The sequence below is a fragment of the Pantoea sp. QMID4 genome (assembly GCF_030270445.1).
GTDB classification, from domain to species: domain Bacteria; phylum Pseudomonadota; class Gammaproteobacteria; order Enterobacterales; family Enterobacteriaceae; genus Pantoea; species Pantoea vagans.
In genome coordinates this window covers 63829-88825 of record NZ_BSXL01000003.1, presented here as the reverse complement: position 1 = coordinate 88825, position 24997 = coordinate 63829, and the positions used below count along the sequence as shown (strand labels likewise).

General features: G+C 57.1%; 21 protein-coding genes. 18 read left to right on the top strand and 3 right to left on the bottom strand.

Annotated elements, in window-relative coordinates; translation table 11 throughout:
- Position 1: 1 nt before the first annotated feature.
- Positions 2–1015 carry an aminopeptidase gene (locus tag QSK07_RS07865; protein WP_285721287.1) on the bottom strand — a complete coding sequence of 338 codons (1014 nt, stop codon included), beginning with the start codon at positions 1013–1015 and terminating at the stop codon, positions 2–4.
- Positions 1016–1382: 367 nt separating this feature from the next.
- Between QSK07_RS07865 and cysG the strand changes: the two genes are divergently transcribed.
- The 13 genes from cysG to rpoS all read left to right on the top strand — a co-directional run bounded on the left by cysG (position 1383) and on the right by rpoS (position 12753).
- Positions 1383–2798 carry a siroheme synthase CysG gene (cysG, locus tag QSK07_RS07860; protein ID WP_285721286.1) on the top strand — a complete coding sequence of 472 codons (1416 nt, stop codon included), beginning with the start codon at positions 1383–1385 and terminating at the stop codon, positions 2796–2798.
- Positions 2799–2807: 9 nt separating this feature from the next.
- Entirely contained in the window at positions 2808–3716 is a 909-nt protein-coding gene (gene cysD / locus QSK07_RS07855; protein WP_033733611.1) for a sulfate adenylyltransferase subunit CysD, read from the top strand.
- 11 nt (positions 3717–3727) lie between these two features.
- Entirely contained in the window at positions 3728–5155 is a 1428-nt protein-coding gene (gene cysN, locus QSK07_RS07850) for a sulfate adenylyltransferase subunit CysN (protein ID WP_285721285.1), read from the top strand.
- Positions 5155–5760, top strand: coding sequence for an adenylyl-sulfate kinase (gene cysC, locus QSK07_RS07845; RefSeq protein WP_275221309.1), 606 nt, complete (start codon positions 5155–5157; stop codon positions 5758–5760). Before cysN ends, cysC begins: the two co-directional genes overlap by 1 nt.
- 52 nt (positions 5761–5812) lie before the next feature.
- Positions 5813–6133 (top strand): DUF3561 family protein, encoded by a 321-nt coding sequence (locus QSK07_RS07840; protein ID WP_098052517.1) that lies wholly within the window; start codon positions 5813–5815, stop codon positions 6131–6133.
- Positions 6134–6310: 177 nt separating this feature from the next.
- Positions 6311–6628: a cell division protein FtsB gene (ftsB, locus tag QSK07_RS07835; protein ID WP_013358867.1), complete on the top strand. Its 318-nt coding sequence runs from the start codon at positions 6311–6313 to the stop codon at positions 6626–6628.
- Between the two features lie 3 nt (positions 6629–6631).
- Positions 6632–7348: a 2-C-methyl-D-erythritol 4-phosphate cytidylyltransferase gene (gene ispD, locus QSK07_RS07830; RefSeq protein ID WP_098052518.1), complete on the top strand. Its 717-nt coding sequence runs from the start codon at positions 6632–6634 to the stop codon at positions 7346–7348.
- Positions 7348–7830 (top strand): 2-C-methyl-D-erythritol 2,4-cyclodiphosphate synthase, encoded by a 483-nt coding sequence (gene ispF, locus QSK07_RS07825; RefSeq protein ID WP_285721470.1) that lies wholly within the window; start codon positions 7348–7350, stop codon positions 7828–7830. The genes ispD and ispF overlap by 1 nt, the downstream gene beginning before the upstream one ends.
- Entirely contained in the window at positions 7827–8867 is a 1041-nt protein-coding gene (gene truD / locus QSK07_RS07820) for a tRNA pseudouridine(13) synthase TruD (protein ID WP_098052519.1), read from the top strand. The genes ispF and truD overlap by 4 nt, the downstream gene beginning before the upstream one ends.
- Before the next feature lie 191 nt (positions 8868–9058).
- A complete protein-coding gene (surE, locus tag QSK07_RS07815; protein WP_098052520.1) occupies positions 9059–9820 on the top strand; it encodes a 5'/3'-nucleotidase SurE in 762 nt (253 codons plus the stop codon).
- The gene (locus QSK07_RS07810; protein WP_013358862.1) at positions 9814–10440 is read left to right on the top strand and encodes a protein-L-isoaspartate(D-aspartate) O-methyltransferase; all 627 of its coding nucleotides are present in this window, start codon (positions 9814–9816) and stop codon (positions 10438–10440) included. The genes surE and QSK07_RS07810 overlap by 7 nt, the downstream gene beginning before the upstream one ends.
- Positions 10441–10602: 162 nt before the next feature.
- Positions 10603–11703 carry a murein hydrolase activator NlpD gene (gene nlpD, locus QSK07_RS07805; protein ID WP_285721284.1) on the top strand — a complete coding sequence of 367 codons (1101 nt, stop codon included), beginning with the start codon at positions 10603–10605 and terminating at the stop codon, positions 11701–11703.
- Positions 11704–11760: 57 nt separating this feature from the next.
- Complete coding sequence (gene rpoS, locus QSK07_RS07800; RefSeq protein ID WP_009086923.1) at positions 11761–12753, top strand: RNA polymerase sigma factor RpoS; 993 nt, start codon at positions 11761–11763, stop codon at positions 12751–12753.
- 133 nt (positions 12754–12886) lie between these two features.
- Here the strand turns inward: rpoS and mutS are convergent, their stop codons facing one another.
- Positions 12887–15448, bottom strand: a complete 2562-nt coding sequence (gene mutS / locus QSK07_RS07795) for a DNA mismatch repair protein MutS (RefSeq protein WP_285721283.1) — start codon at positions 15446–15448, stop codon at positions 12887–12889.
- Between the two features lie 305 nt (positions 15449–15753).
- Entirely contained in the window at positions 15754–16401 is a 648-nt protein-coding gene (gene narL / locus QSK07_RS07790) for a two-component system response regulator NarL (protein ID WP_285721282.1), read from the bottom strand.
- 306 nt (positions 16402–16707) lie between these two features.
- Between narL and QSK07_RS07785 the strand changes: the two genes are divergently transcribed.
- From QSK07_RS07785 to narI, 5 genes are all read left to right on the top strand, one after another.
- Positions 16708–18099 (top strand): NarK family nitrate/nitrite MFS transporter, encoded by a 1392-nt coding sequence (locus tag QSK07_RS07785; protein ID WP_285721281.1) that lies wholly within the window; start codon positions 16708–16710, stop codon positions 18097–18099.
- Positions 18100–18200: 101 nt separating this feature from the next.
- Positions 18201–21962 (top strand): nitrate reductase subunit alpha, encoded by a 3762-nt coding sequence (locus tag QSK07_RS07780; protein WP_285721280.1) that lies wholly within the window; start codon positions 18201–18203, stop codon positions 21960–21962.
- Positions 21959–23503 carry a nitrate reductase subunit beta gene (gene narH / locus QSK07_RS07775; protein WP_285721279.1) on the top strand — a complete coding sequence of 515 codons (1545 nt, stop codon included), beginning with the start codon at positions 21959–21961 and terminating at the stop codon, positions 23501–23503. The genes QSK07_RS07780 and narH overlap by 4 nt, the downstream gene beginning before the upstream one ends.
- Positions 23500–24228 carry a nitrate reductase molybdenum cofactor assembly chaperone gene (gene narJ / locus QSK07_RS07770; protein WP_285721278.1) on the top strand — a complete coding sequence of 243 codons (729 nt, stop codon included), beginning with the start codon at positions 23500–23502 and terminating at the stop codon, positions 24226–24228. Before narH ends, narJ begins: the two co-directional genes overlap by 4 nt.
- Entirely contained in the window at positions 24225–24902 is a 678-nt protein-coding gene (narI, locus tag QSK07_RS07765) for a respiratory nitrate reductase subunit gamma (protein ID WP_285721277.1), read from the top strand. The genes narJ and narI overlap by 4 nt, the downstream gene beginning before the upstream one ends.
- Positions 24903–24997 lie beyond the last annotated feature (95 nt).

Genomic DNA, 24997 nt, shown 5'->3' with positions numbered 1-24997 from the left:
CTCACACTTTGGGATTGGTCAGTTCGCTAATCAGCGGCAGCAGCACGCGGACGCTGTCGCGGGTTCGCAGCGCTATCTGGCCCGGCAGCCAGCGGTCAAGATAGCTCAGATTATCCAGGCCAGTCTGATGACGGGTCACGCCATCCGGAAAGTGGTGGCTGCGATGACGCTGTAATGCGCCATCTTTATTCCCCAGCGTCCAGTTGCTGGCGGTCACATCCAGCAGCGGAAAGCCCGCCCTGTCGAAGGCATTCAGACCGTTGAAATCTTTGCGAGTCAGCTGATGACTGGCAGCGGGAATACCCTGCTGACGGGCCAGTAGCAGCGCGCGATCGCTGGTCTGCTTGCGCACCACCCGGGGCGTATTCATGCCGCTGTTGAAATAGAGATGATCGCCGGTGATCAGGCTATTGAGATCGATGACCAGCAGCGTGTTCTTCTTCTCGCGCGTGCTCATCCGCTCAACGTAATCATCCATGCCGTGCAGGTTGGCTTCTCCGGCGCTGAGCGCCACAAAGCGGATGCCGTAGTGCAGCGGTTTACGACTCAGCTGCTGCGCCAGCTCCAGCATCACGCCAAGACCTGACGCATTATCGTCGACGCCCTGCAGACGTAAGCCGCCCAGATTATGATGGACCTGGCTGCTGTTCTGCGGCGTCCAGGTATCCAGATGCGCCACGATCAGAATCTCCTGCGGCACGCTGCCGGCACGCGCAGCAATCACCGAGGTGGCCGTGAGCTTATGCCAGCGCTGCGTGCCGTCATCTTCCTGCCACTTATAGCCGGTGTTGAACTGGCGGGTATCGGTTTTATACCCCAGCGCGGTAAATTGCTGTTGCAGATAGTCAGCGGCCATCAGCTCAGCCGGACTACCACTCATGCGGCCAGGAAAATAAGTGGCGATGTGCCGGACCTGCTGTTCGGCAAACTGACCCGCTGGCGCGGCCAGGGCCAGCGGGGAAATGAGTGCGCTCAACAAAACTGTCGCGACCCTCAGGCGGAGGGAACAAAACATAGTGCATCCTTTTTTTTTCATTATCCGGGAGCCAACAGGCATGCGGGCCAGGCCTGCTCATGCCGTGCGCATTATACCCCTTTTGTTGTGCGAGCTGGTTAGCGGAATCGGGCGCGGCTGAGAGGGAAAGCACCCACGCACATTTATCGCTGGCACTTATCTGCTTTTACGTTCGCAGGCGCGGACCGGAATGTGTGAGCCTGTTCACGAAAAAGCCATTAAATTTCATCTGCTAAGATCAAATTGTTCTGTGCTTTGCGGTGTCGTTATTCCATTCGGTAACTACTCATTCCAATTCGTAATTTCATCTGGATAAACTCAGCGACGTATAGTCGCGTTAATACAAAGTTAAATCATCAGGGTTAACGTGGACTATTTGCCTCTTTTTGCCGATCTCTCTGGCCGCCCGGTTCTGGTTGTCGGCGGTGGAGATATTGCGGCGCGAAAAATTGAACTGCTGCGTCGCGCGCGCGCGCGCGTTCAGATCGCTTCTCGTGAACTCTGCCCGGAACTGCAGGCACTGCTGGATAAGCAGGAGTTAGAGTGGGTGGCGACCGCGTTTGACCCGGCTCAGCTGGATGGTGTTTTCCTGGTGATTGCCGCCACTGACGACAACCAGCTCAACGCCTGGGTTTTTGAAGCCGCAAACGCGCGGCATAAGCTGGTTAACGTGGTCGATGACCAGCCAAAATGTACCTTTATCTTCCCGTCGATTGTTGACCGCTCACCGCTGGTGGTGGCGATCTCCTCCAGCGGCACTGCACCGGTACTGGCACGCATGCTGCGGGAAAAAATCGAAACGCTGCTCCCTGCCAGTCTTGGTCAGATGGCGAAGGTAGCCGGACTCTGGCGCGATAAGGTCAAACAGCGCTTCAGCCGCATGTCCGATCGTCGTCGTTTCTGGGAGCGGGCCTTCGACGGTCAGTTCGCCAGTCAGATGTCAGCCGGTAACGTTGAAGAGGCGAAGCGCACGCTGGATCGTGAACTGCAGGAAGAGCCAACCCGTCAGGGCGAGATCTTTCTGGTCGGTGCCGGGCCGGGTGACAGCGGCCTGCTGACGCTGCGTGGCCTGCAGGTAATGCAGCTAGCCGATGTGGTGCTCTACGACCATCTGGTCAGCGAAGAAGTGCTGGACCTGGTGCGTCGCGACGCCGACCGCATCTGCGTTGGTAAACGCGCCAGCGCGCATACGTTGCCGCAGGAGGAGATTAATCAGTTGCTGGTTTCACTGGCGTTGAAAGGTAAGCGCGTTGTCCGCCTCAAGGGCGGCGATCCCTTTATCTTTGGCCGCGGCGGCGAAGAGCTGCAGGCGGCAAAGCAGGCGGGCGTGCCGTTCCAGGTGGTGCCGGGCGTCACCGCGGCTGCCGGTGCGACGGCCTATGCCGGGATTCCGCTGACCCATCGCGACTACGCGCAGAGCGTGATGTTTATTACCGGACACTGCCGTCCCGATGGCGATGATATCGACTGGCCATCGCTGGCGCGCGCGCGTCAGACGCTGGCGATCTACATGGGCACGGTTAAAGCGGCTGCTATCAGCGCGGCGCTGATTCAGCACGGTCGTGCACCATCAACGCCAGTGGCGGTGATCAGTCGCGGCACCCGTCAGGATCAACAGGTGCTGACCGGCACCTTAGAACAACTTGAGGCGCTGGCCGCCTCGGCACCTACTCCGGCGCTGCTGGTGATCGGAGAGGTGGTTAATCTGCACGGGCAACTCGCCTGGTTTAAACATTCAGCACAGCAGGGGACTCGTGAGTCCGCCGTTGTCAATCTGGCTTGAGGGAAAATCATGGACCAAAAACGACTCACTCATCTGCGTCAGCTGGAGGCGGAGAGTATCCACATCATTCGCGAAGTGGCGGCGGAGTTCAGCAATCCGGTGATGATGTACTCCATCGGCAAAGACTCCTCGGTGATGCTGCATCTGGCGCGTAAAGCCTTTTATCCGGGCACGCTGCCGTTCCCGCTGCTGCATGTGGATACCGGCTGGAAATTCCGTGAAATGTACGAGTTTCGCGACCGCACCGTGAAAGCGATGGGCGCAGAGTTGCTGGTTCACCGCAACCCGGAAGGCGTGGCGATGGGGATTAACCCCTTTGTCCACGGCAGTGCCAAACACACTGACATCATGAAGACCGAAGGGCTGAAGCAGGCGCTGAACAAATATGGTTTCGATGCGGCGTTTGGCGGCGCACGTCGTGATGAAGAGAAGTCACGCGCCAAAGAGCGTATCTACTCCTTCCGTGACCGCTTCCACCGCTGGGATCCGAAAAACCAGCGTCCTGAGCTGTGGCACAACTACAACGGCCAGATCAACAAGGGCGAAAGCATCCGCGTCTTCCCACTGTCGAACTGGACTGAACTGGATATCTGGCAGTACATCTTCCTGGAAAACATCGAGATCGTGCCGCTCTATCTCGCCGCTCCGCGTCCGGTGCTGGAGCGTGATGGCATGCTGATGATGATCGATGACGATCGCATTAACCTGCAGCCGGGTGAAGAGATCACCCAGCGAATGGTCCGTTTCCGTACGCTCGGCTGCTGGCCGCTGACCGGTGCGGTAGAATCTGAAGCGCAGACGCTGCCGGAGATCATCGAAGAGATGCTGGTCTCCACCACCAGCGAGCGTCAGGGCCGCATGATCGATCGCGATCAGTCCGGTTCGATGGAACTGAAAAAACGCCAGGGTTATTTCTAAGGAGACGCCAGATGAATACCGTAATTGCACAACAGATTGCCGACCAGGGCGGCGTTGAAGCCTGGCTGACCGCTCAACAGCATAAGAGCCTGCTGCGTTTTCTGACCTGCGGCAGCGTTGACGATGGAAAAAGTACCCTGATTGGTCGTCTGCTGCACGACACCCGTCAGATCTATGAAGATCAGCTTTCATCACTGCACAACGACAGCAAACGTCACGGTACCCAGGGCGAGAAACTCGATCTGGCGCTGCTGGTAGATGGCCTGCAGGCAGAGCGTGAGCAGGGCATTACTATTGATGTGGCCTACCGCTACTTCTCGACCGAAAAGCGTAAATTCATTATCGCGGATACGCCGGGACATGAGCAGTACACCCGCAATATGGCGACCGGCGCGTCAACCTGCGATCTGGCGATTCTGCTGATCGATGCGCGTAAGGGCGTACTGGATCAGACCCGCCGCCACAGCTTTATCTCGACGCTGCTGGGCATCAAGCACCTGGTGGTGGCGATCAACAAGATGGACCTGGTGGAGTACGATCAGGCACGCTTCGAGCAGATCAAACAGGATTATCTCGACTTTGCTGCCCAGCTGCCGGAAGACCTTGATATCCGCTTTGTGCCGATGTCAGCGCTGGAAGGGGATAACGTCGCCTCTGCCAGCCAGACTATGCCGTGGTACAGCGGCCCGACCCTGCTGGATGTGCTGGAAACCGTGGAGCTGAAGCGCATTGTCGATCATCAGCCGATGCGTTTCCCGGTGCAGTATGTCAACCGTCCCAACCTGGATTTCCGTGGCTATGCCGGTACGCTGGCGTCGGGCAGCGTGCAGGTCGGTCAGCGCGTCAAAGTGCTGCCGTCTGGCGTGGAGTCGACTATTGCCCGCATTGTCACCTTTGATGGCGATCTGCAGGAAGCGGGTGCAGGTGAAGCGATCACCCTGGTGCTGCAGGATGAGATTGATATCAGCCGTGGCGATCTGCTGGTCGATGCCAGCGAAGCGCTGTCGGCGGTGCAGTCTGCCAGCGTTGATGTGGTCTGGATGGCGGAACAGCCGCTGCAGGCTGGTCAAAGCTATGACCTGAAAATCGCCGGTAAGAAAACGCGTGGTCGCGTTGAGAAGGTGCTGCATCAGGTTGAGATCAACTCGCTGGAAACGCGTCAGGTCGATTCGCTGCCGCTGAACGGTATTGGTTGCATTGAGATCACCTTTGACGAACCGATGGTGCTTGACAGCTATCAGCAGAACCCGGTAACCGGCGGCATGATCTTTATCGATCGCCTGAGCAACGTTACGGTGGGTGCCGGCATGATCCATCAGCCAAACCATGGTGCGCCGGTTAACAGCGGTGAGTTCAGTGCGTTTGAGCTGGAACTGAATGCGCTGGTGCGTCGTCACTTCCCACACTGGAACGCGCGCGATCTGCTGGGCGGTCAATAATGGCGCAGCACGATGATAACGTGGTGTGGCATGACCATCCGGTAACACGCGCGGCCCGTGAGGAGCAGCACGGCCATCAGGGCGTGGTGCTGTGGTTCACCGGGCTTTCGGGCTCGGGGAAATCCACCGTTGCAGGTGCGCTGGAGCAGGCGCTGCACCGCATCGGTGTCAGCACCTATCTGCTGGATGGTGACAATGTGCGTCACGGCCTCTGTCGTGACCTTGGCTTCAGCGATGATGACCGCAAAGAGAACATCCGCCGGGTCGGTGAAGTGGCGAAACTGATGGTGGATGCCGGACTCGTGGTGCTCACCGCCTTTATTTCGCCGCATCGCGCCGAGCGTCAGATGGTGCGCGACCTGCTGGAGCCAGGGCAGTTTTTCGAGGTGTTTGTCGATACGCCGTTAGCGGTGTGTGAAGCGCGCGATCCGAAAGGGTTATATCGCAAAGCGCGCGCCGGTGAGCTGCGTAACTTCACCGGCATCGACAGCGTCTATGAGGCGCCAGACAGCCCGGAAATTCAGCTGGATGGTGAACAATTGGTTACAAAACTGGCCGCCCAATTGTTAGACCTGCTGCGCGACCGCGATATCATCAGATCCTGAAGAGACAGCGGCAGATCGTCTGAGCTGCCGCCCTCGCGCCAACAGGATGCCTATGCAGAACATTACCCCAATGCTCGCCCGTAAAGATGACTCCGCCCCGGATGAGCCACGCTCACTGCTGCCGGGCGGCGTTATCGGTTTTCTTGCTTACGGGTGTGCGCTGGCGATCCCTTTCCTGCTGTTCGGCTCTAACACGCTGTTTTTCTTTCTCTATACCTGGCCATTCTTTCTGGCGCTGTTGCCCGTCGCCGTGGTTACGGGTATTGCACTGAATACGCTGCTGAGCGGACAGTGGCTCTGGGCGGCGCTCGCCACCGTGATTATAGTGGTCACACTTTTCTGGTTAATGTTCTCCTTTCTCTCCGGCTGGTAAGCCATCACTGCGCCCGTGCTGATGTGCAAACGCATCGGCAGGTTACAAATCTTTTCCCGCCAGAATCGGTACGCATTCATATTTTGCGTATACGCGCAGCAAAGCATGCCATTTTCGCCGCTGGTGTGGAGTCCTGTGCAAAGTTATGGGATGATTGGGCCGTTTTTAGGGGGCGGGATGGGAAAACTGACGTTACTGTTATTGGTGCTGCTAGGCTGGCTGCAATATTCATTGTGGCTGGGGAAAAATGGCATCCATGACTATACGCGCGTCAATGATGATGTCGCGGTGCAACAGGCAAACAATGCCAAACTGAAATCGCGAAACGATCAACTGTTCGCCGAAATTGACGATCTCAATGGCGGCTCGGAAGCGATCGAGGAACGTGCACGCAATGAACTGGGCATGATTAAGCCCGGTGAGACCTTCTATCGTCTGGTGCCTGACCAGAACAAACGCAACGCGCAACAAGCAGCGCAAAACCAACAACGATAAAACATGAACACTCTGGCCTCCCTTGCGGATGTGATTGCCGTGGTGCCCGCTGCCGGGATCGGCAGCCGCATGCAGGCAACCTGTCCGAAGCAGTATCTGACGATTGGTCAGCACACCCTTCTGGAACACAGCATTGCACGTCTGTTTTCCCATCCCGCCATCAGACAGGTGATTGTTGCCCTCAGCCCCGATGACGAGCACTTTGCTTCCCTGCCACTGGCGCGCGATCCGCGCGTGCTCAGGGTGACAGGCGGAGAAACCCGTGCCGAATCGGTGCTGGCCGGACTCCAGGCCGCACAGGGTTCCGCCTGGGTGCTGGTGCATGACGCTGCGCGTCCCTGTCTGCATCCTGACGATCTCCAGCAACTGCTCAACGTGCGTGAACAGAGCCACGTAGGCGGAATTCTGGCCGCGCCAGTGCGCGACACGATGAAGCGGGGCGAGCCGGGCAAAGCAGCAGTGGCCCATACCGTAGAACGTGACGATCTCTGGCACGCCTTAACGCCGCAATTTTTCCCCCATGCGCTGCTCACCGCCTGCCTGACGCGGGCGCTGGCAGAAGGTGCGACCATCACCGATGAAGCCTCGGCGCTGGAGTATTGCGGCTACCATCCGCTGTTAGTCAGCGGACGCAGTGATAACATTAAAGTCACCCGGCCAGAAGATCTGGCGCTGGCGGCTTTTTATCTGAGTCAGATTCAATTAAAGGAGAGCGCATGATGCGTATCGGTCACGGTTTTGACGTTCACGCCTTTGGCGGAGAAGGTCCGTTAGTGATTGGCGGTGTGCGGATCCCGTTTGAACACGGTTTTATCGCCCATTCCGATGGCGATGTGGCGCTGCATGCGCTGACTGACGCACTGCTGGGCGCAGTAGCGATGGGCGATATCGGCAAGCTGTTTCCCGACACGGATCCGGCCTTCAAAGGAGCGGACAGCCGCGGCCTGCTGCGTGAGGCCTGGCGTCGTATCGAAGCCAAAGGCTATCGTATCGGTAATGTCGACGTCACGATTATTGCTCAGGCACCGAAAATGCTGCCGCACGTGCCACAGATGCGTATCAACATCGCAGAAGACTTAGGCTGCCACATGGATGCGGTCAACGTCAAAGCGACCACCACAGAGAAGCTCGGCTTTACCGGGCGCTGCGAAGGCATCGCCTGTGAAGCGGTCGCGTTAGTCCTGAAAGCTGACAGCCAATGACGCTGAATTACCTGTACGGCACGCCCACAGCCGTCGGCGTGATTAAAGCCAACCCGGAAGATTTCGTGGTGGTGGAAGACCTTGGGTATGGCGCGGATGGGGAAGGTGAGCATCTGCTGGTGCGCATCCGTAAAGTCGGGGCCAATACCCGCTTTGTGGCGGAGGCGCTGGCTAAGTATCTTGGTATTCATCAGCGCGATATGAGCTATGCCGGGATGAAAGACCGCCATGCGGTTACGGAGCAGACCCTCTGTTTTCGTCTGCCAGGCAATGCGATGCCCGATCTGCGAGGTTTTTCGCTTGAGGGCGTCGACATTCTGCAGGTGGTGCGCCACAAGCGTAAGCTGCGCATCGGCGCACTGGCGGGCAATGCGTTCCGGCTGGTTATCCGCCAGATCAGCGACCGCGATGCGGTTGAAACGCGTCTGGTGCAGGTTCGCGATGCGGGCGTGCCCAACTATTTTGGTGAACAGCGTTTTGGTCGCGGCGGCAATAACCTGGTGATGGCGGAGAAGTGGGCGCGCAATGAGATTATTATTCGCGACCGCAACAAACGCAGCCTGATGCTCTCTGCCGCACGCAGTGCGTTGTTTAATCAGGTGACCAGTGTGCGACTGCAACAGCAGGGCAGCCTGACGCAGGTGCTCAACGGTGATGCTTTGCAGCTGACTGGCCGTGGCAGCTGGTTTGTCGCCCAGCCTGATGAACTTGCAGAATTACAGCGTCGGGTTGAACAGCATGAGCTGCGCATTACCGCGCCGCTGCCGGGACGCGGTGAGCCTGGTCCGCAGGCTGACGCACTGGCCTTTGAACGGCAGGCGCTGGCGGATGAGTCGCTGCTGCAGGGATTGATTGAACGTGAGAAGGTCGATGCTGCCCGCCGCGCTATGCTGGTGGTGCCACGCGATATGCAGTGGAGCTGGTGGGATGAGGTCACGCTTGAACTGTCGTTCTGGCTGCCTGCGGGAAGCTTTGCCACCAGCGTTGTCCGGGAGCTGCTGACTCAAACGGATTCGCCCGATCAGCCTGATGAGTAATCTTTGCTGCAACATGACCCGACTTGTGGGTAATGTTGCGGCAAACCCCCACCATCGTGTGATTTACGCCTACCACTTCCTTGCGTGCCTCGCTAGAATGCAAAAATCGCTGTCCATTCATCACCTGTTGCCATGCCGTTCAAACAGGTTCAGTCACGGCGACCAGTCGAATAAAAAAAGGTCAGAACGAAATGCGGATATTGCTCAGCAACGATGACGGCATTCATGCGCCAGGCATTCAGACTCTGGCAAACGCTCTGCGGCAGATTGCTGACGTGCAGGTTGTTGCTCCCGATCGTAACCGAAGCGGTGCCTCTAACTCCTTAACGCTGGAAACACCCCTGCGTACTTTTACCCATGAAAACGGCGATATCGCGGTTCAGATGGGCACCCCGACCGATTGCGTCTATCTGGGGGTGAATGCGCTGATGCAGCCGCGTCCTGACATCGTCGTGTCAGGCATCAATGCCGGCCCCAATCTGGGTGATGATGTCATCTACTCCGGCACGGTGGCGGCGGCGATGGAGGGGCGGCATCTTGGTTTACCGGCGATAGCGGTTTCACTTAACGGTCATCAGCACTACGCTACTGCGGCAGCGGTGACCAGCGCTATCCTCAGGGCGCTGACGCATGAACCGCTGAGCACCGGCCGTATTCTTAACATCAATGTCCCCGATCTGCCGCTAGCCGAACTCAAAGGCATCCGCGTGACGCGCTGTGGCAGCCGCCATCCGGCGGATCAGGTAATTGCGCAGCAGGATCCGCGTGGCAATACCCTCTACTGGATTGGCCCGCCGGGCGAAAAACTGGATGCGGGCCCGGATACGGACTTTGCCGCCGTGGATCAAGGGTATGTTTCTGTAACCGCACTGCATGTCGATTTAACGGCGCACAGCGCGCAGAACGTGCTCAGTGACTGGCTGGCTAAAGCTGAGGTGAGCCTGGCATGGTAAATCGGCGTATTGAGACATTGCTGTCACAACTGCGTCAGCAGGGTATTGATGATGAAAACCTGCTGAAAGCCATCAGCGAGGTGCCGCGCGAACGGTTTATCGACGAGGCGTTCGAGCATAAAGCCTGGGACAATGTGGCCTTGCCTATCGGCTCTGGTCAGACGATCTCACAGCCTTATATGGTCGCGCGAATGACCGCATTGCTCGGGCTGAATCCGCATTCGCGTGTACTGGAGATTGGTACGGGTTCCGGATATCAGACAGCGATTCTTGCCCATCTGGTAGACCATGTTTATTCAGTAGAACGCATCAAAGGGCTGCAATGGCAGGCCAAACGTCGTCTGAAACAGCTGGATCTGCATAATGTCTCAACCCGTCATGGCGATGGCTGGCAGGGCTGGCCTTCTCGCGGTCCGTTCGATGCCATCATTGTTACCGCCGCTCCACCGGAAATTCCGATTGCGCTGATAGCACAACTGGCAGAAGGCGGCATTATGGTGCTGCCGGTTGGCGAAGATCAGCAGGTACTGAAGCGCCTGCGTCGTCAGGGCGAAGAGGTTACGGAAGAGATTATTGAACCGGTGCGTTTTGTTCCGCTGGTACAGGGCGATCTCGCCTGACGCTCTTCGTATTTCTTCACAACTGTTTCATGGCACCACCTGGTTGATATTGTTACTATCCAGTTTATTCAACGAAAACACAGATTTTATCGCGCCACGCAGAGCATTGTGCTGGCCGGTACAGTGAAACAGATAGATCAGCGTTGCCATCACGGGGGATTAATGAGCACGGGAAGCACACTTTTTCAGTTACGCCGTCTGGCGGCACTTTCACTGGTAGGATTCTGGCTGGCAGGCTGCAGCTCTGGCGACAACTCACAGGCACCTATCAGTCGCGTTGGCGATGATGGCGGCATGATGAACAGCCAGGCTGGCGCAGGCCCGGTTTCGGGTGGTGTTCCTGCTGCGCCGTCTCAGGGACAAATGTTAAGCAGAAATTCAGCATCTGTCCCCGGCAATGACGGAATGATTAGTACCAACAGTAATGTTGAGACGCAGAACGGCCGGATAGTGTACAACCGCAGTTACCAGAATATTCCCAAGGGTAGCTACTCCGGTGAAACGTATACCGTTAAGCGCGGAGACACCTTGTTTTACATTGCCTGGATTACCGGCAATGATTTCCGTGATTTAGCCCAGCGCAACAACGTTGCCGCGCCATACAGCCTGAATGTGGGTCAGACTTTACAGATTAGTAACGGGTCGGGTCAGCCGATTACCGGTGGCAATCCCATTACCGTTGCTGATGCAACGCAGGGCGGCGTTCCGGCGGCGCCACAAATTAAATCGCCTGCTGTTGCACAGCAACCTGTTATTACGTATTCTGATGATTCAGGTAATTCGGGCGGCAGCAAATTGTTGCCTTCGAAAGGAGCAAATGTTGCAACGACAACAGCTCCGGCGGTTACCGCACCCCCAACGGTTAGCAGTACTACCAACAGTTCAACGCCGGTCGGAAGCTGGCGCTGGCCGACTGACGGGAAGATTATCGATAACTTCTCTGCCGCCGAAGGTGGCAATAAAGGTATCGATATCGCCGGAACGCGCGGACAGTCTGTGGTTGCCACTGCTTCAGGACGAGTGGTTTACGCAGGTAACGCACTCCGGGGTTACGGTAATTTAATCATCATTAAACACAACGATGATTACCTGAGCGCCTACGCCCACAACGATACCATGCTGGTTCGGGAACAACAGGAAGTTAAGGCGGGGCAAAAGATCGCTACCATGGGTAGCACCGGAACCAGTTCAGTCAGATTACACTTTGAAATTCGTTACAAGGGGAAATCCGTAAACCCGTTGCGTTATTTACCGCAGCGATAATCCGGCAGAACAAACCCTTTTTATGTTCTGCCCTGGAATCACGGGTAGGAGCCGCTTATGAGCCAGAATACGCTGAAAGTAAACGAGTTACATGAGAACGCGGAATTCGATGAGAACGGAGCTGAAATTTTTGACGAGAAGGCCCTTGTTGAAAATGAAGCCAGTGATAGCGACGTAGCGGAAGAAGAGTTGCTATCACAGGGTGCGACGCAGCGTGTGTTAGATGCGACGCAGCTCTATCTTGGGGAGATTGGCTATTCTCCGTTGTTAACGGCAGAGGAAGAAGTTTTCTTCGCTCGCCGTGCATTGCGGGGTGATATCCCTTCCCGTCGTCGCATGATCGAAAGTAACTTACGCCTGGTGGTGAAAATCGCCCGTCGTTACAGCAATCGTGGTTTAGCACTGCTGGACCTGATTGAAGAAGGTAACCTCGGCCTGATTCGCGCCGTAGAGAAATTTGACCCGGAGCGTGGGTTCCGTTTCTCAACGTACGCCACCTGGTGGATTCGTCAGACTATTGAACGGGCGATCATGAATCAAACCCGTACCATTCGTCTGCCGATTCACATTGTAAAAGAACTGAATGTTTATCTGCGTACCGCGCGTGAACTTTCCCACAAGCTCGACCATGAGCCAAGTGCGGAAGAGATCGCCGAGCAGCTTGATAAACCGGTTGATGACGTAAGCCGTATGTTACGTCTCAACGAACGCATTACCTCAGTTGATACGCCATTAGGCGGTGATTCTGAAAAAGCGCTGCTGGATATTCTGGCCGATGAGAAAGATAACGGCCCGGAAGACACCACGCAGGACGATGATATGAAACAAAGCATCGTTAAGTGGCTGTTCGAACTGAACGCCAAGCAGCGCGAAGTGCTGGCTCGTCGTTTCGGCCTGTTGGGCTATGAAGCGGCAACGCTTGAGGATGTGGGTCGTGAAATCGGCTTAACCCGTGAGCGTGTACGTCAGATTCAGGTTGAAGGTTTGCGCCGTCTGCGCGAAATCCTGCAGGCGCAGGGTCTCAACATTGAAGCACTGTTTCGTGAATAATCGTCTGTAAGATGGTCTGAGTTCGAATGCAAAAAGCGGTGGTTAAAACCACCGCTTTTTTTATGCGTGCAGAAAAGTGATTTACAGAGAAATGTCAGCGCCGCACCGTGCGTTCACACGATGCGGCGTGCTATCACACCAGCGATTTAAGCCGATAAATCCAGTCAAGTGCCTGACGCGGTGTCAGCGTATCCGGATCCAGCGCCTCAAGCGCCTCCATTGCTGGCGAGGTATCTTCAACCAGCAGCGGCAGCTGAGAACCATCTATCGTTGATGATGCCGAGTGGTTTGAAACGGTCTCCAGTTCTTTCAGCTTGTTGCGCGCCCGCTTGATCACCTCTTTAGGCACGCCGGCCAGCGCGGCTACGGCAAGACCATAACTCTTGCTGGCTGCACCTTCCTGAACGCTGTGCATAAAGGCAATGGTGTCGCCATGCTCAACCGCATCCAGATGGACGTTGACCACGCCTTCCATTTTTTCCGGCAATGTTGTCAGCTCGAAGTAGTGGGTGGCAAACAGCGTCATCGCCTTGATGCGGTTCGCCAGGTTTTCAGCACAGGCCCAGGCTAGCGATAAACCGTCGTAGGTTGAAGTGCCCCGTCCAATCTCATCCATCAGCACCAGACTGTTTTCAGTGGCGTTGTGCAGGATGTTGGCGGTCTCGGTCATCTCCACCATAAAGGTCGAGCGCCCGGAGGCGAGATCGTCAGCCGCACCGACGCGGGTAAAGATTCGATCCAGCGGGCCAATCAGCGTCTCATCTGCAGGAACAAAACTGCCAATCCATGCCATCAGCGCAATCAGTGCTGCCTGTCGCATATAGGTACTTTTACCGCCCATGTTGGGACCGGTAATGATCAGCATTCTGCGCTGAGGTGCCAGTGACAGCGGATTAGCAATAAACGGCTCTTTCAGAACCTGCTCAACCACCGGATGGCGACCGCCGCTGATTTTAATGCCGGCTTTATCCTGCAGTACCGGACGGCAATAGTTCAGGGTCCAGGCGCGTTCTGCCAGGTTGCTTAACACGTCCAGCTCAGCCAGCGCAGCGGCACTGAGCTGCAGCGCTTCAAGGTGCGGCAGCAGTTGATCGAACAGCGCCTCATACAGGCTCTTCTCCAGCGACAGCGCTTTGCCCTTCGAGGTGAGGACTTTGTCTTCGTACTCTTTCAGTTCCGGAATGATATAGCGTTCAGCATTTTTCAGCGTCTGACGGCGGACATAATGCATCGGCACCTGATGGCTCTGTCCCCGGCTCACCTGAATATAATAGCCATGTACACCGTTAAAGCCGACCTTCAGCGTATCCAGTCCCAGTTTCTCGCGTTCGCGGATCTCCAGCCGGTCAAGGTAGTCGGTTGCGCCATCAGCCAGCGCGCGCCACTCATCCAGCTCCGCATTGTAGCCGGGCGCAATCACGCCGCCGTCGCGAATCAGTACCGGCGGTGACTCAATCACCGCCTGCTCCAGCAGCTCGCGTAGTGCGGTGAACTCGCCCATCTGCTTGCGCAGCTTTTGTAGCTGAGGCGCTTTTACGTCGGCCAGCAGCTGGTTCAGTTCAGGTAGTTGCTGAAACGCATGACGCATGCGGGCCAGATCGCGCGGACGGGCGGTGCGCAGGGCCAGGCGGGCCAGGATACGCTCCAGGTCGCCGACCTGACGCAGCACCGGCTGCAGCACGTCGCTAAGATTTTGCAGCTCAGCAATCGACTCCTGACGCTGGTTAATGATGCACACATCGCGCAACGGCATATGCAACCAGCGCTTTAGCATCCGGCTGCCCATTGGCGTGACGGTTTTATCGAGCACGGCCGCTAAGGTGTTGTCGGTGCCGCCTGCCAGGTTCTGGGTGATCTCCAGATTCCGGCGGGTGGCGGCATCCATGATGATGCTGTCCTGCTGCCGCTCCATACTCAGAGAGCGGATATGGGGCAGCGTGGTGCGCTGGGTATCTTTGACATATTGCAGCAGGCAGCCCGCCGCGCTCAGCCCCAGATTCGCATTCTCCACGCCGAAACCATTGAGGTCGCGGGTGCCAAACTGCAGGTTCAGCTGCTGGCGTGCAGTGTCGATCTCAAACTCCCACAACGGACGACGGCGCAGGCCACGACGCTGATCAATCAGCGACATCGCCTGAAAATCTTCAGGATAGAGCAGCTCGGCGGGATTGGTGCGCTGCAGCTCTGCCGCCATGGTTTCTGCATCAGCCGGTTCGCTTAAGCGAAAACGGCCTGAGCTGATATCCAGCGTGGCGAAGCCAAAACCGCGCGGACTTTGCACAATCGCCGCCAGCAGATTGTCATGCCGCTCCTGCAACAGCGCCTCATCACTGATGGTACCGGGTGTTACGATGCGCACCACTTTGCGCTCGACCGGGCCTTTGCTCAGCGCCGGGTCGCCTATCTGCTCACAGATGGCAACCGATTCGCCCAGCTGCACCAGCTTAGCCAGATAGCCTTCAACCGCATGATAGGGCACACCCGCCATCGGGATCGGTTCGCCCGCGGATGCGCCGCGTTTGGTAAGTGAAATCTCCAGCAGCTGCGAGGCGCGTTTTGCGTCGTCATAAAACAGCTCGTAGAAGTCACCCATCCGGTAAAACAGCAGAATATCAGGATGCTCCGCCTTGAGGCGCAGGTACTGCTGCATCATTGGGGTGTGGGAAGGAAAGTCCTTTTCGGTTGGCTCTTGCATAAGGTTTTAACTCATCTTTAATGCAGCAAATTTCTGGCGGTCAACGCCCATGAAACCGAAAAGGATTCCAGGCGCGCAGGATAACCAGATGATAACGAATAGGGCAGGACATATGCCAGCCTGATAATCGCCCTGATCCTGACCGGGTGTAACCTGACAGGCATCCTGGCAAATGTGGCGACGGCTGGCGACAGAAAAGTGGCGTTTTTCATGACGCTGCCGCGCTGCTGCGAGGCGGCTCGCGATTTCTGCGTCAGTTTACGGTGTGCGGGGCGGCGCCACAGCGTACAGCAGAAGAAAAATACTCAGTGCAGCCCGTTCTGCAGCGCCCAGACGGCGGCTTCAAGGCGGGATTTGAGGTTCATTTTTTTTAGCAGATATTTGACGTGAACCTTGACTGTGCTTTCACTGATAGCCAGTTTGCGGGCAATGGCTTTATTGGTCATTCCATCGCTGATCAGCTGCAGGATGTCGCGTTCACGTCGGGTCAGCTGGCTGATATCGCGCGTCTGAGCAGGCTGCGAATCGCGCAACCGCGCAACCAGAATCGGGGTTAACGCTTCGCTGAGTACGATCTGTCCGGCGGCGGCCTGATGCAGCGCTTTCAGCAGGGCTTCCGGTTCCATATCTTTCAGCAGATAACCATCCGCGCCGCGCTTCAGTGCGCTGACCACATCCTCTTCATTATCGGAAACGCTGAACACCACCACCCGGCCAGAAAGGGCGATTTCGCGCAGCTGGGTCAGGGTATCCAGCCCGTTCAGACCCGGCATATTAAGATCCAGCAGGATCAGGTCGGGATCGTGCTGTTGTGCCAGCGCCAGACCATCAATGCCGTTACCCGCTTCGGCCACCACCTGCAGTCGTTCATCCAGTGCAATCAGCTGCTTCAGACCGTTGCGCAGCATGGGGTGGTCATCAATTAATAAGAGCGTAAATTTCTCTGCCGTCACAATTTGTCCTGTACGCCAGCCCTGTGCGGGCGAAGGTGCCTATCTTACCGGTGAAGTGGGGTCGCTATATACCCCCAAAGGACTACTCCTTTATTTCCATTCAGATGCCCTTTTGCTGAAGGTGTTCACAGCAGTAATTAAACCGCATGATTTATAAGGGTTATCTGCATTCAGTTAACTACTTAACCAGGATGATCAGAGATGGCCATGCCTTTGTAACCTGCATTGCCGTTGATTTGTATCAAGCAAGCCGCCAGGCCGGATGCGCAGGATATGCACAATTATTATTCTGCTGATGAGAGATTTATGACCCAATCTGCCCCATTGCAAACCCCGACGCGCGGCGCGTTAATCCAGGACTGGCAACCGGAAAACGAGGCGTTCTGGCAGGCGCGCGGCAAGCGTATCGCCAGCCGTAATCTGTGGATTTCTGTTTTTTGCCTGCTGCTGGGCTTCTGCGTCTGGATGCTGTTCAGCACCGTCGCGGTTAACCTGAATAAAGTCGGCTTTAACTTCACTACGGAGCAGCTCTTTTTACTAACCGCGCTGCCGTCGGTGTCCGGCGCGCTGCTGCGTGTGCCTTACTCTTTTGTTATTCCCATATTTGGTGGCCGCCGCTGGACCGCCTTCAGCACCGGCATCCTGATCATTCCCTGCCTGTGGCTCGGCTTTGCAGTACAGGACAGCCAGACCTCATTCGCGACATTTATGGTGATCTCTCTGTTGTGCGGATTTGGTGGCGCTAACTTCGCGTCGAGCATGGGCAACATCAGCTTCTTTTTCCCTAAAGCCCATCAGGGCGGCGCGCTGGGTATTAACGGTGGTCTCGGTAATCTTGGCGTCAGCGTGATGCAGTTTGTCGCACCGCTGGCAATCTCCTGTGCCATTTTTGGCTTTGCCGATGTGGGCCATACCACTGTCACCGGCGACAGCCTCTGGCTGGAAAATGCGTCCTGGATCTGGGTGCCTTTCCTGGCGGTCGGCACGCTGGCGGCCTGGTCAGGCATGAACGATCTCGCGGCGGTGAAATCCTCGCTGCGTGAGCAGTTGCCGGTGCTGAAACGTCCACACCTGTGGATCATGGCGCTGCTCTATCTGGCGACTTTCGGTTCCTTTATCGGATTTTCTGCCGGTTTCGCCATGCTGACGAAAACGCAGTTTCCGGATGTGGTGATCATGCATTACGCCTTTTTAGGCCCGCTGATTGGTGCGCTGGCCCGTTCAGCAGGCGGCATCGTTTCTGACCGCCTCGGCGGTACCCGTGTCACGCTGGTCAACTACATCCTGATGGCGCTGTTTGCCGCGCTGCTGTTCCTCACGCTGCCGGGGGACGGACATGATGGCTCGTTCATCGCCTTTTTCGCCGTGTTTATGGGTCTGTTCCTGACCGCCGGTCTGGGCAGTGGTTCCACCTACCAGATGATTGCGGTGATCTTCCGCAAGCTGACGCTGGAACGTATCAAAGCTGAAGGTGGCGACGATGCGCATGCGCAGCGTGAAGCGGCGACAGAAACCTCGGCTGCGCTGGGCTTTATCTCCGCGATTGGCGCACTGGGCGGCTTCTTTATTCCACAGACCTTTGGCCTGTCGCTCGCCATGACCGGTTCACCCGCTGGCGCGATGAAAATCTTCCTGGTCTTTTATCTCTGCTGCATCGCCGTGACCTGGCTGGTTTACGGACGAAAAGCCCGCGCCTGATAACGATAAAGCCGGTGTGGCGCACCGGCACCATTTTACTTTCTGTGTCGCGACAGATGCAGAGTCAGCAATGTCATACCAGGCCTTCAGGAGTATTCCGGATGAGCAAGTTTCTTGATCGATTTCGTTATTTTAAACAGCTGGCTGAGCCTTTTTCCGGCCAGCATGGGCAGACCTTAAACAGTAACCGCGACTGGGAAGATGGCTACCGCAGCCGCTGGCAGCACGATAAAGTCGTGCGCTCCACCCACGGTGTTAACTGTACCGGCTCCTGCAGCTGGAAGATCTACGTCAAAAATGGACTGGTCACCTGGGAAACCCAGCAGACTGACTATCCGCGTACCCGTCCCGATTTGCCTAACCATGAGCCGCGTGGCTGCCCACGCGGAGCAAGCTACTCCTGGTATCTCTACAGCGCTAACCGCCTGAAATATCCGCTGATGCGCAAGAAGCTGATTCAGCTGTGGCGCGACGCGAAAACGCAGCACAGCGATCCGGTAGAAGCCTGGGCATCCATCATCAGCAGTCCAGAGAAAGCGAAAAGCTACAAGCAGGCGCGCGGACGCGGTGGATTTGTGCGTTCCAGCTGGCAGGAAGTGAACGAGATGATCGCTGCTGCGAACATCTGCACCGCGAAGACCTTCGGCCCTGACCGGATTATGGGTTTCTCGCCGATTCCGGCGATGTCGATGGTCTCTTACGCTGCCGGCGCTCGTTATCTGTCACTGATTGGTGGCACCTGCCTGAGCTTTTACGACTGGTATTGCGATCTGCCGCCAGCATCACCGATGACGTGGGGCGAGCAGACCGACGTGCCGGAGTCGGCTGACTGGTACAACTCCGCTTACATCATTGCCTGGGGCTCGAATGTGCCGCAGACCCGTACCCCGGATGCGCACTTCTTCACGGAGGTCCGCTATAAAGGGACAAAAACCGTGGCAATCACCCCGGACTATGCCGAAGTCGCGAAACTGTGCGACCAGTGGCTGAGTCCGAAGCAGGGCACCGATAGCGCGATGGCGCTGGCGATGGGCCACGTGATGCTGAAAGAGTTTCATCTTGATCGCGAAGTCGGCTATTTCCGTGACTACGTGCGCCGCTACACCGATATGCCGATGCTGGTCATGCTTGAGCCACGCGAGGGCGGTTACTACGCGGCAGGCCGCCAGCTGCGCGCCAGCGATCTGGTGAATGGCCTGGGTCAGGAAAATAATCCGGAATGGAAAACCGTGGCCCTGGATCAGACGACCGGTGAACTGATTGCCCCGCAGGGTTCAATCGGCTTCAGGTGGGGCGAAAAAGGCAAATGGAATCTGGAGCAGCGTGACGGCCTGTCGCAAAAAGAAGTGGAGCTGCAACTCAGCCTGCTCGGCAGCCACGATGAGGTGGTTGAGGTCGGTTTCCCTTACTTTGGCGGCATCATCAGCGAGCATTTTAACAGCGTCGCGCTGGATGAGATTCTGCTGCACAAGCTGCCGGTGAAACGCCTGCAACTGGCGGATGGCAGCGAAGCGCTGGTCACCAGCGTCTACGATCTGACGCTGGCGAATTACGGTCTGGATCGCGGTCTGGATGACGCCAACTGTGCGCAAAGCTACGACGAGATCAAAGCCTACAGCCCGGCCTGGGCAGAGCAGATTACCGGCGTCTCCCGGCAGAACATCATCCGCATTGCCCGTGAGTTTGCCGAAAACGCCGGGAAAACCCGTGGCCGTTCAATGATTATCGTCGGTGCCGGTATGAACCACTGGTACCACATGGACATGAACTACCGTGGCCTGATGAACATGCTGATTTTCTGCGGCTGCGTGGGTCAGAGCGGCGGGGGCTGGGCGCACTATGTCGGTCAGGAGAAACTCCGTCCGCAGACCGGCTGGACTCCGCTGGCCTTTGGCCTCGACTGGCAGCGTCCGCCGCGCCAGATGAACAGCACCTCCTTCTTCTACAACCACTCCAGTCAGTGGCGCTATGAAACCCTGGCCACCAGCGAACTGCTATCACCGCTGGCGGATAAACGTCGCTACAGCGGCAGCCTGATCGACCTTAACGTCCGTTCCGAACGCATGGGCTGGCTGCCTTCCGCGCCTCAGCTTAACGTCAACCCGCTGCATATCGCGGCGCAGGCGAAAGCCGCCGGTCAGTTACCGCTGGACTACACCTTGGAGAGCCTGAAGCAGGGCACGATGCGGTTTGCCGCTGAACAGCCGGACGACCCGCAGAACTTCCCGCGTAACCTGTTTGTCTGGCGTTCCAACCTGCTCGGCTCCTCAGGTAAAGGGCATGAGTACATGCTGAAATATCTGCTGGGCACCGAAAACGGCATTCAGGGAAAAGATTTAGGTCAGCAGGGCTGCGTGAAACCCGAAGAGGTGGAGTGGCTGGATCAGGGCGCTGAAGGCAAACTGGATCTGGTGGTCACACTCGACTTCCGTATGTCGAGCACCTGTCTCTACTCTGACGTCGTGCTGCCAACCGCCACCTGGTATGAAAAAGACGATATGAATACGTCGGATATGCATCCGTTTATTCATCCGCTTTCGGCCGCTGTTGATCCGGCCTGGGATTCTAAAAGCGACTGGGAGATCTACAAAGGCATCGCCAAAGCCTTCTCCGATCTCTGCCCTGGTCATTTAGGTGTTGAAACGGATGTGGTGACGCTGCCGATGTTGCATGACTCGCCAGCCGAACTGGCACAGCCGTTTGAAGCAAAAGACTGGAAAAAAGGGGAGTGCGACCTGATTCCGGGCAAAACCGCGCCACACATTATGGTGGTGGAACGCGACTATCCGGCGACCTGGGAACGCTTTACCTCGCTGGGACCGTTGCTGGAGACCCAGGGTAACGGCGGCAAAGGGATCAGCTGGAACACCAGCAAAGAGGTCGATTTCCTCAAACAGCTGAACTATGTCAAAGCGGATGGCCCGGCAGCGGGACGGCCGAATATCGACACGGCGATTGATGCAGCCGAAGTGATCCTGGCGCTGGCACCGGAAACCAATGGTCAGGTGGCGGTCAAAGCCTGGCAGGCGCTGGGCGCGATTACCGGCCGCGATCACACACATCTCGCACTGAACAAAGAAGATGAGAAGATCCGCTTCCGCGATATTCAGGCGCAGCCGCGTAAAATTATCTCCAGTCCGACCTGGTCAGGTCTGGAAGATGAACATGTCTCCTACAACGCCTGCTACACCAACATTCATGAGCTGATCCCGTGGCGAACCCTGAGCGGTCGTCAGCAGCTCTATCAGGATCATGAGTGGATGCGCGCCTTCGGTGAGAGCCTGATGGTCTACCGTCCGCCTATCGATACGCGTGCGGCGAAGCCGTTGCTGAACAGCAAACCCAACGGTAACCCGGAGAAGGCGCTGAACTTCCTGACGCCACATCAGAAGTGGGGCATTCACTCCACCTATAGCGACAACCTGCTGATGCTGACGCTGTCACGCGGCGGCCCGATTGTCTGGATGAGTGAAGATGATGCCTGCGAGCTGGGCATTGTGGATAACGACTGGATCGAGGCGTTCAACGCCAACGGTGCACTGACCGCACGTGCGGTGGTGAGCCAGCGTATCCCGGCCGGTATGACCATGATGTACCACGCTCAGGAACGCATCGTGAATATCCCCGGTTCGGAAATCACCAGCCAGCGCGGCGGCATCCATAACTCCGTGACGCGCACCTGCCCGAAACCGACCCATATGATCGGCGGTTATGCGCAGCTCTCCTGGGGCTTTAACTACTACGGCACCGTCGGCTCTAACCGCGATGAGTTCGTGGTGGTCAGAAAAATGAACAATGTTAACTGGTTAGATGGGGAAGGCAACGATGCCTGCCAGGGCAGCCAGCAGGAGGTAAAACCATGAAAATTCGTTCACAGGTTGGCATGGTGCTGAACCTCGACAAATGTATCGGCTGCCACACCTGCTCGGTAACCTGTAAAAACGTCTGGACCAGTCGCGAGGGCATGGAGTACGCCTGGTTCAACAACGTCGAAAGCAAACCTGGCGTCGGCTATCCGCACGCCTGGGAAGATCAGCAGAAGTGGAAGGGCGGCTGGATCCGTAAAATCAACGGCAAACTGGAGCCGCGTATGGGCAGTCGCGTCGGCCTGCTGTCGAAGATCTTCGCCAACCCGGATGTGCCTGCACTGGATGATTACTACGAGCCGTTCGATTTCGATTATCAGCATCTGCACAACGCGCCTGCCGGTAGACATCAGCCGATTGCGCGTCCGCGCTCGCTGATCACCGGTCAGCGGATGAAAAAGATCGAAAACGGCCCCAACTGGGAAGAGATCCTCGGCGGCGAGTTTGCTAAACGCTCACAGGATAAGAACTTCAATAATATTCAGAAGGAGATTTACGGTCAGTTTGAGCACACCTTCATGATGTATCTGCCGCGCCTGTGTGAGCATTGCCTCAACCCGGCGTGTGTGGCGACCTGTCCGAGCGGCGCGATCTACAAGCGCGGCGAAGATGGCATCGTGCTGATCGACCAGGATAAATGTCGCGGCTGGCGGATGTGCCTCACCGGCTGTCCGTACAAGAAGATCTACTTCAACTGGAAAAGCGGCAAGTCAGAAAAATGCATTTTCTGTTATCCACGTATCGAAGCGGGCCAGCCCACCGTCTGCTCAGAAACCTGTGTCGGCCGTATCCGCTATCTTGGCGTGCTGCTCTATGATGCGGATCGCATTGAACAGGCGGCCGCAGCGGAAAACGAGAAAGATCTTTATCAGCGCCAGCTGGATATCTTCCTTGATCCCCACGATCCAATGGTGATCGCCCAGGCGCTGAAAGATGGCGTCGCACAGAGCGTGATCGACGCGGCCCAGCGTTCACCGGTTTATAAAATGGCGATGGAGTGGAAGCTGGCTCTGCCGCTTCACCCTGAATACCGCACGCTGCCGATGGTCTGGTATGTGCCGCCGTTGTCACCGATTCAGTCGGCGGTGGATGGCGGGGCGCTGGCGCACACTGGCGTGCTGCCGGATGTGGAAAGCCTGCGTATTCCGGTTGAGTATCTGGCTAACCTGCTGACGGCGGGCGACACCGCGCCGGTGCTGCTGGCACTGAAACGCATGCTGGCGATGCGCCATTACAAGCGCGCAGAAAGCGTGGACGGTGAGCATGATATCCGGGCGCTGGAGCAGGTCGGTCTGACCGAAGCGCAGGCGCAGGAGATGTACCGTTATCTGGCGATCGCCAACTATGAAGATCGCTTTGTGGTGCCTTCCAGCCATCGTGAACTGGCACGTGAAGCCTTCCCGGAAAGCAAAGGCTGTGGCTTCAGCTTTGGCGATGGCTGCCACGGCAGCGACAGCAAATTTAACCTGTTCAACAGCCGCCGTATTGATGCCATTGACGTCAGCAGGAAAACCAGCCGTTCGGAGGATGCCTCATGATCACGCTGCGTATTGTGTCGCGCCTGCTGGACTACCCGGACGAGGCGCTGTTTACCCACTATCCCGATCTGATCGCGGCGCTGGAAGAGGCCAGCGAACTCAACCTGCAGCAGAGCGCACGGCTGGTGCGCTTTATTAATCAGCTCTGCGCCCGGCCCTTGCTGGACGTGCAGGCTGACTACTGCGAACTGTTTGATCGCGGCCGCGCTACCTCGCTGCTGCTGTTTGAACATGTGCACGGGGAGTCCCGCGATCGCGGTCAGGCGATGGTTGATCTGCTGGAACAGTACCGGGCCGACGGTCTGGAGCTGGACAGCAAAGAGCTGCCCGATTATCTGCCGCTCTACCTGGAATATCTCGCCTGTAAACGCGATGAAGCGGCGCGTCAGGGGCTGGACGACATCGTGCCGATCCTGGCGTTGCTGGCGGCGCGGCTGGAAGATCGTCAGAGCCCTTACGCCGAGCTCTTCACGGTGTTACTGACGCTGTCCGGTAGCGCGGTTGATCCTGCGGCCCTTAAGCCTCAGGTGGCGCAGGAAGCGCGCGACGATACCCCGGCCGCGCTCGATGCGGTGTGGGAAGAAGAGCAGATTAAATTTCTCAGCGAACAGGGTTGTGCCTCAGCGCAGCAGGCGATGCATCAGCGTCGCTTCGCCGATGCGGTCGCGCCGCAGTATCTGGATATCGCCGCGGCGACGGCGCGCACCACAGGAGAATCAGCATGAATTTTATTAACACTTTCTTCTTCGATATTTACCCTTACCTGGCCGGAACGGTTTTTCTGGTCGGGAGCTGGCTGCGCTATGACTACGGGCAGTACAGCTGGCGGGCCGGTTCCAGTCAGATGCTGGACAAAAAAGGAATGCGGCTTGCCTCTAACCTGTTCCACATCGGCATCATCGGGATTTTCTTCGGTCATATCGTCGGGATGCTCACCCCGCACTGGATCTATGAGTCCTTCCTTCCGATCGACGTGAAGCAGAAGCTGGCGATGATAGCCGGTGGCCTGTTTGGTGCGATGACGCTGGCGGGTGGGGCACTGCTGCTGAAGCGCCGTCTGACCAATCCACGGGTTCGGGCGACCAGCAGCGTCGGCGACATTCTGATCCTCACGCTGCTTGTAGCGCAGGCTACGCTGGGTCTGCTGACCATTCCGTTCTCCGCCCAGCATATGGACGGCAGTGAGATGATGAAGCTGGTGGGCTGGGCGCAGGCGGTGGTGACCTTCCACGGTGGTGCATCGCAGCATCTTGAGGGCGTCGCGTTTATCTATCGCATGCATATGGTACTGGGCATGACGCTGTTCCTGCTGTTCCCGTTCTGCCGTCTGGTGCATATCTGGAGTGCGCCGGTTGAGTATCTGACCCGCCGTTATCAGCTGGTGAGAAACCGCCGCTAACCCCGGAAGTGCTGCGGGGAGATACTGCCCCGCAGCACTTTTTAACCTACGGCTGCATTGACGTTTTTTTAAGATTCCGGACTGTATGTCAATGC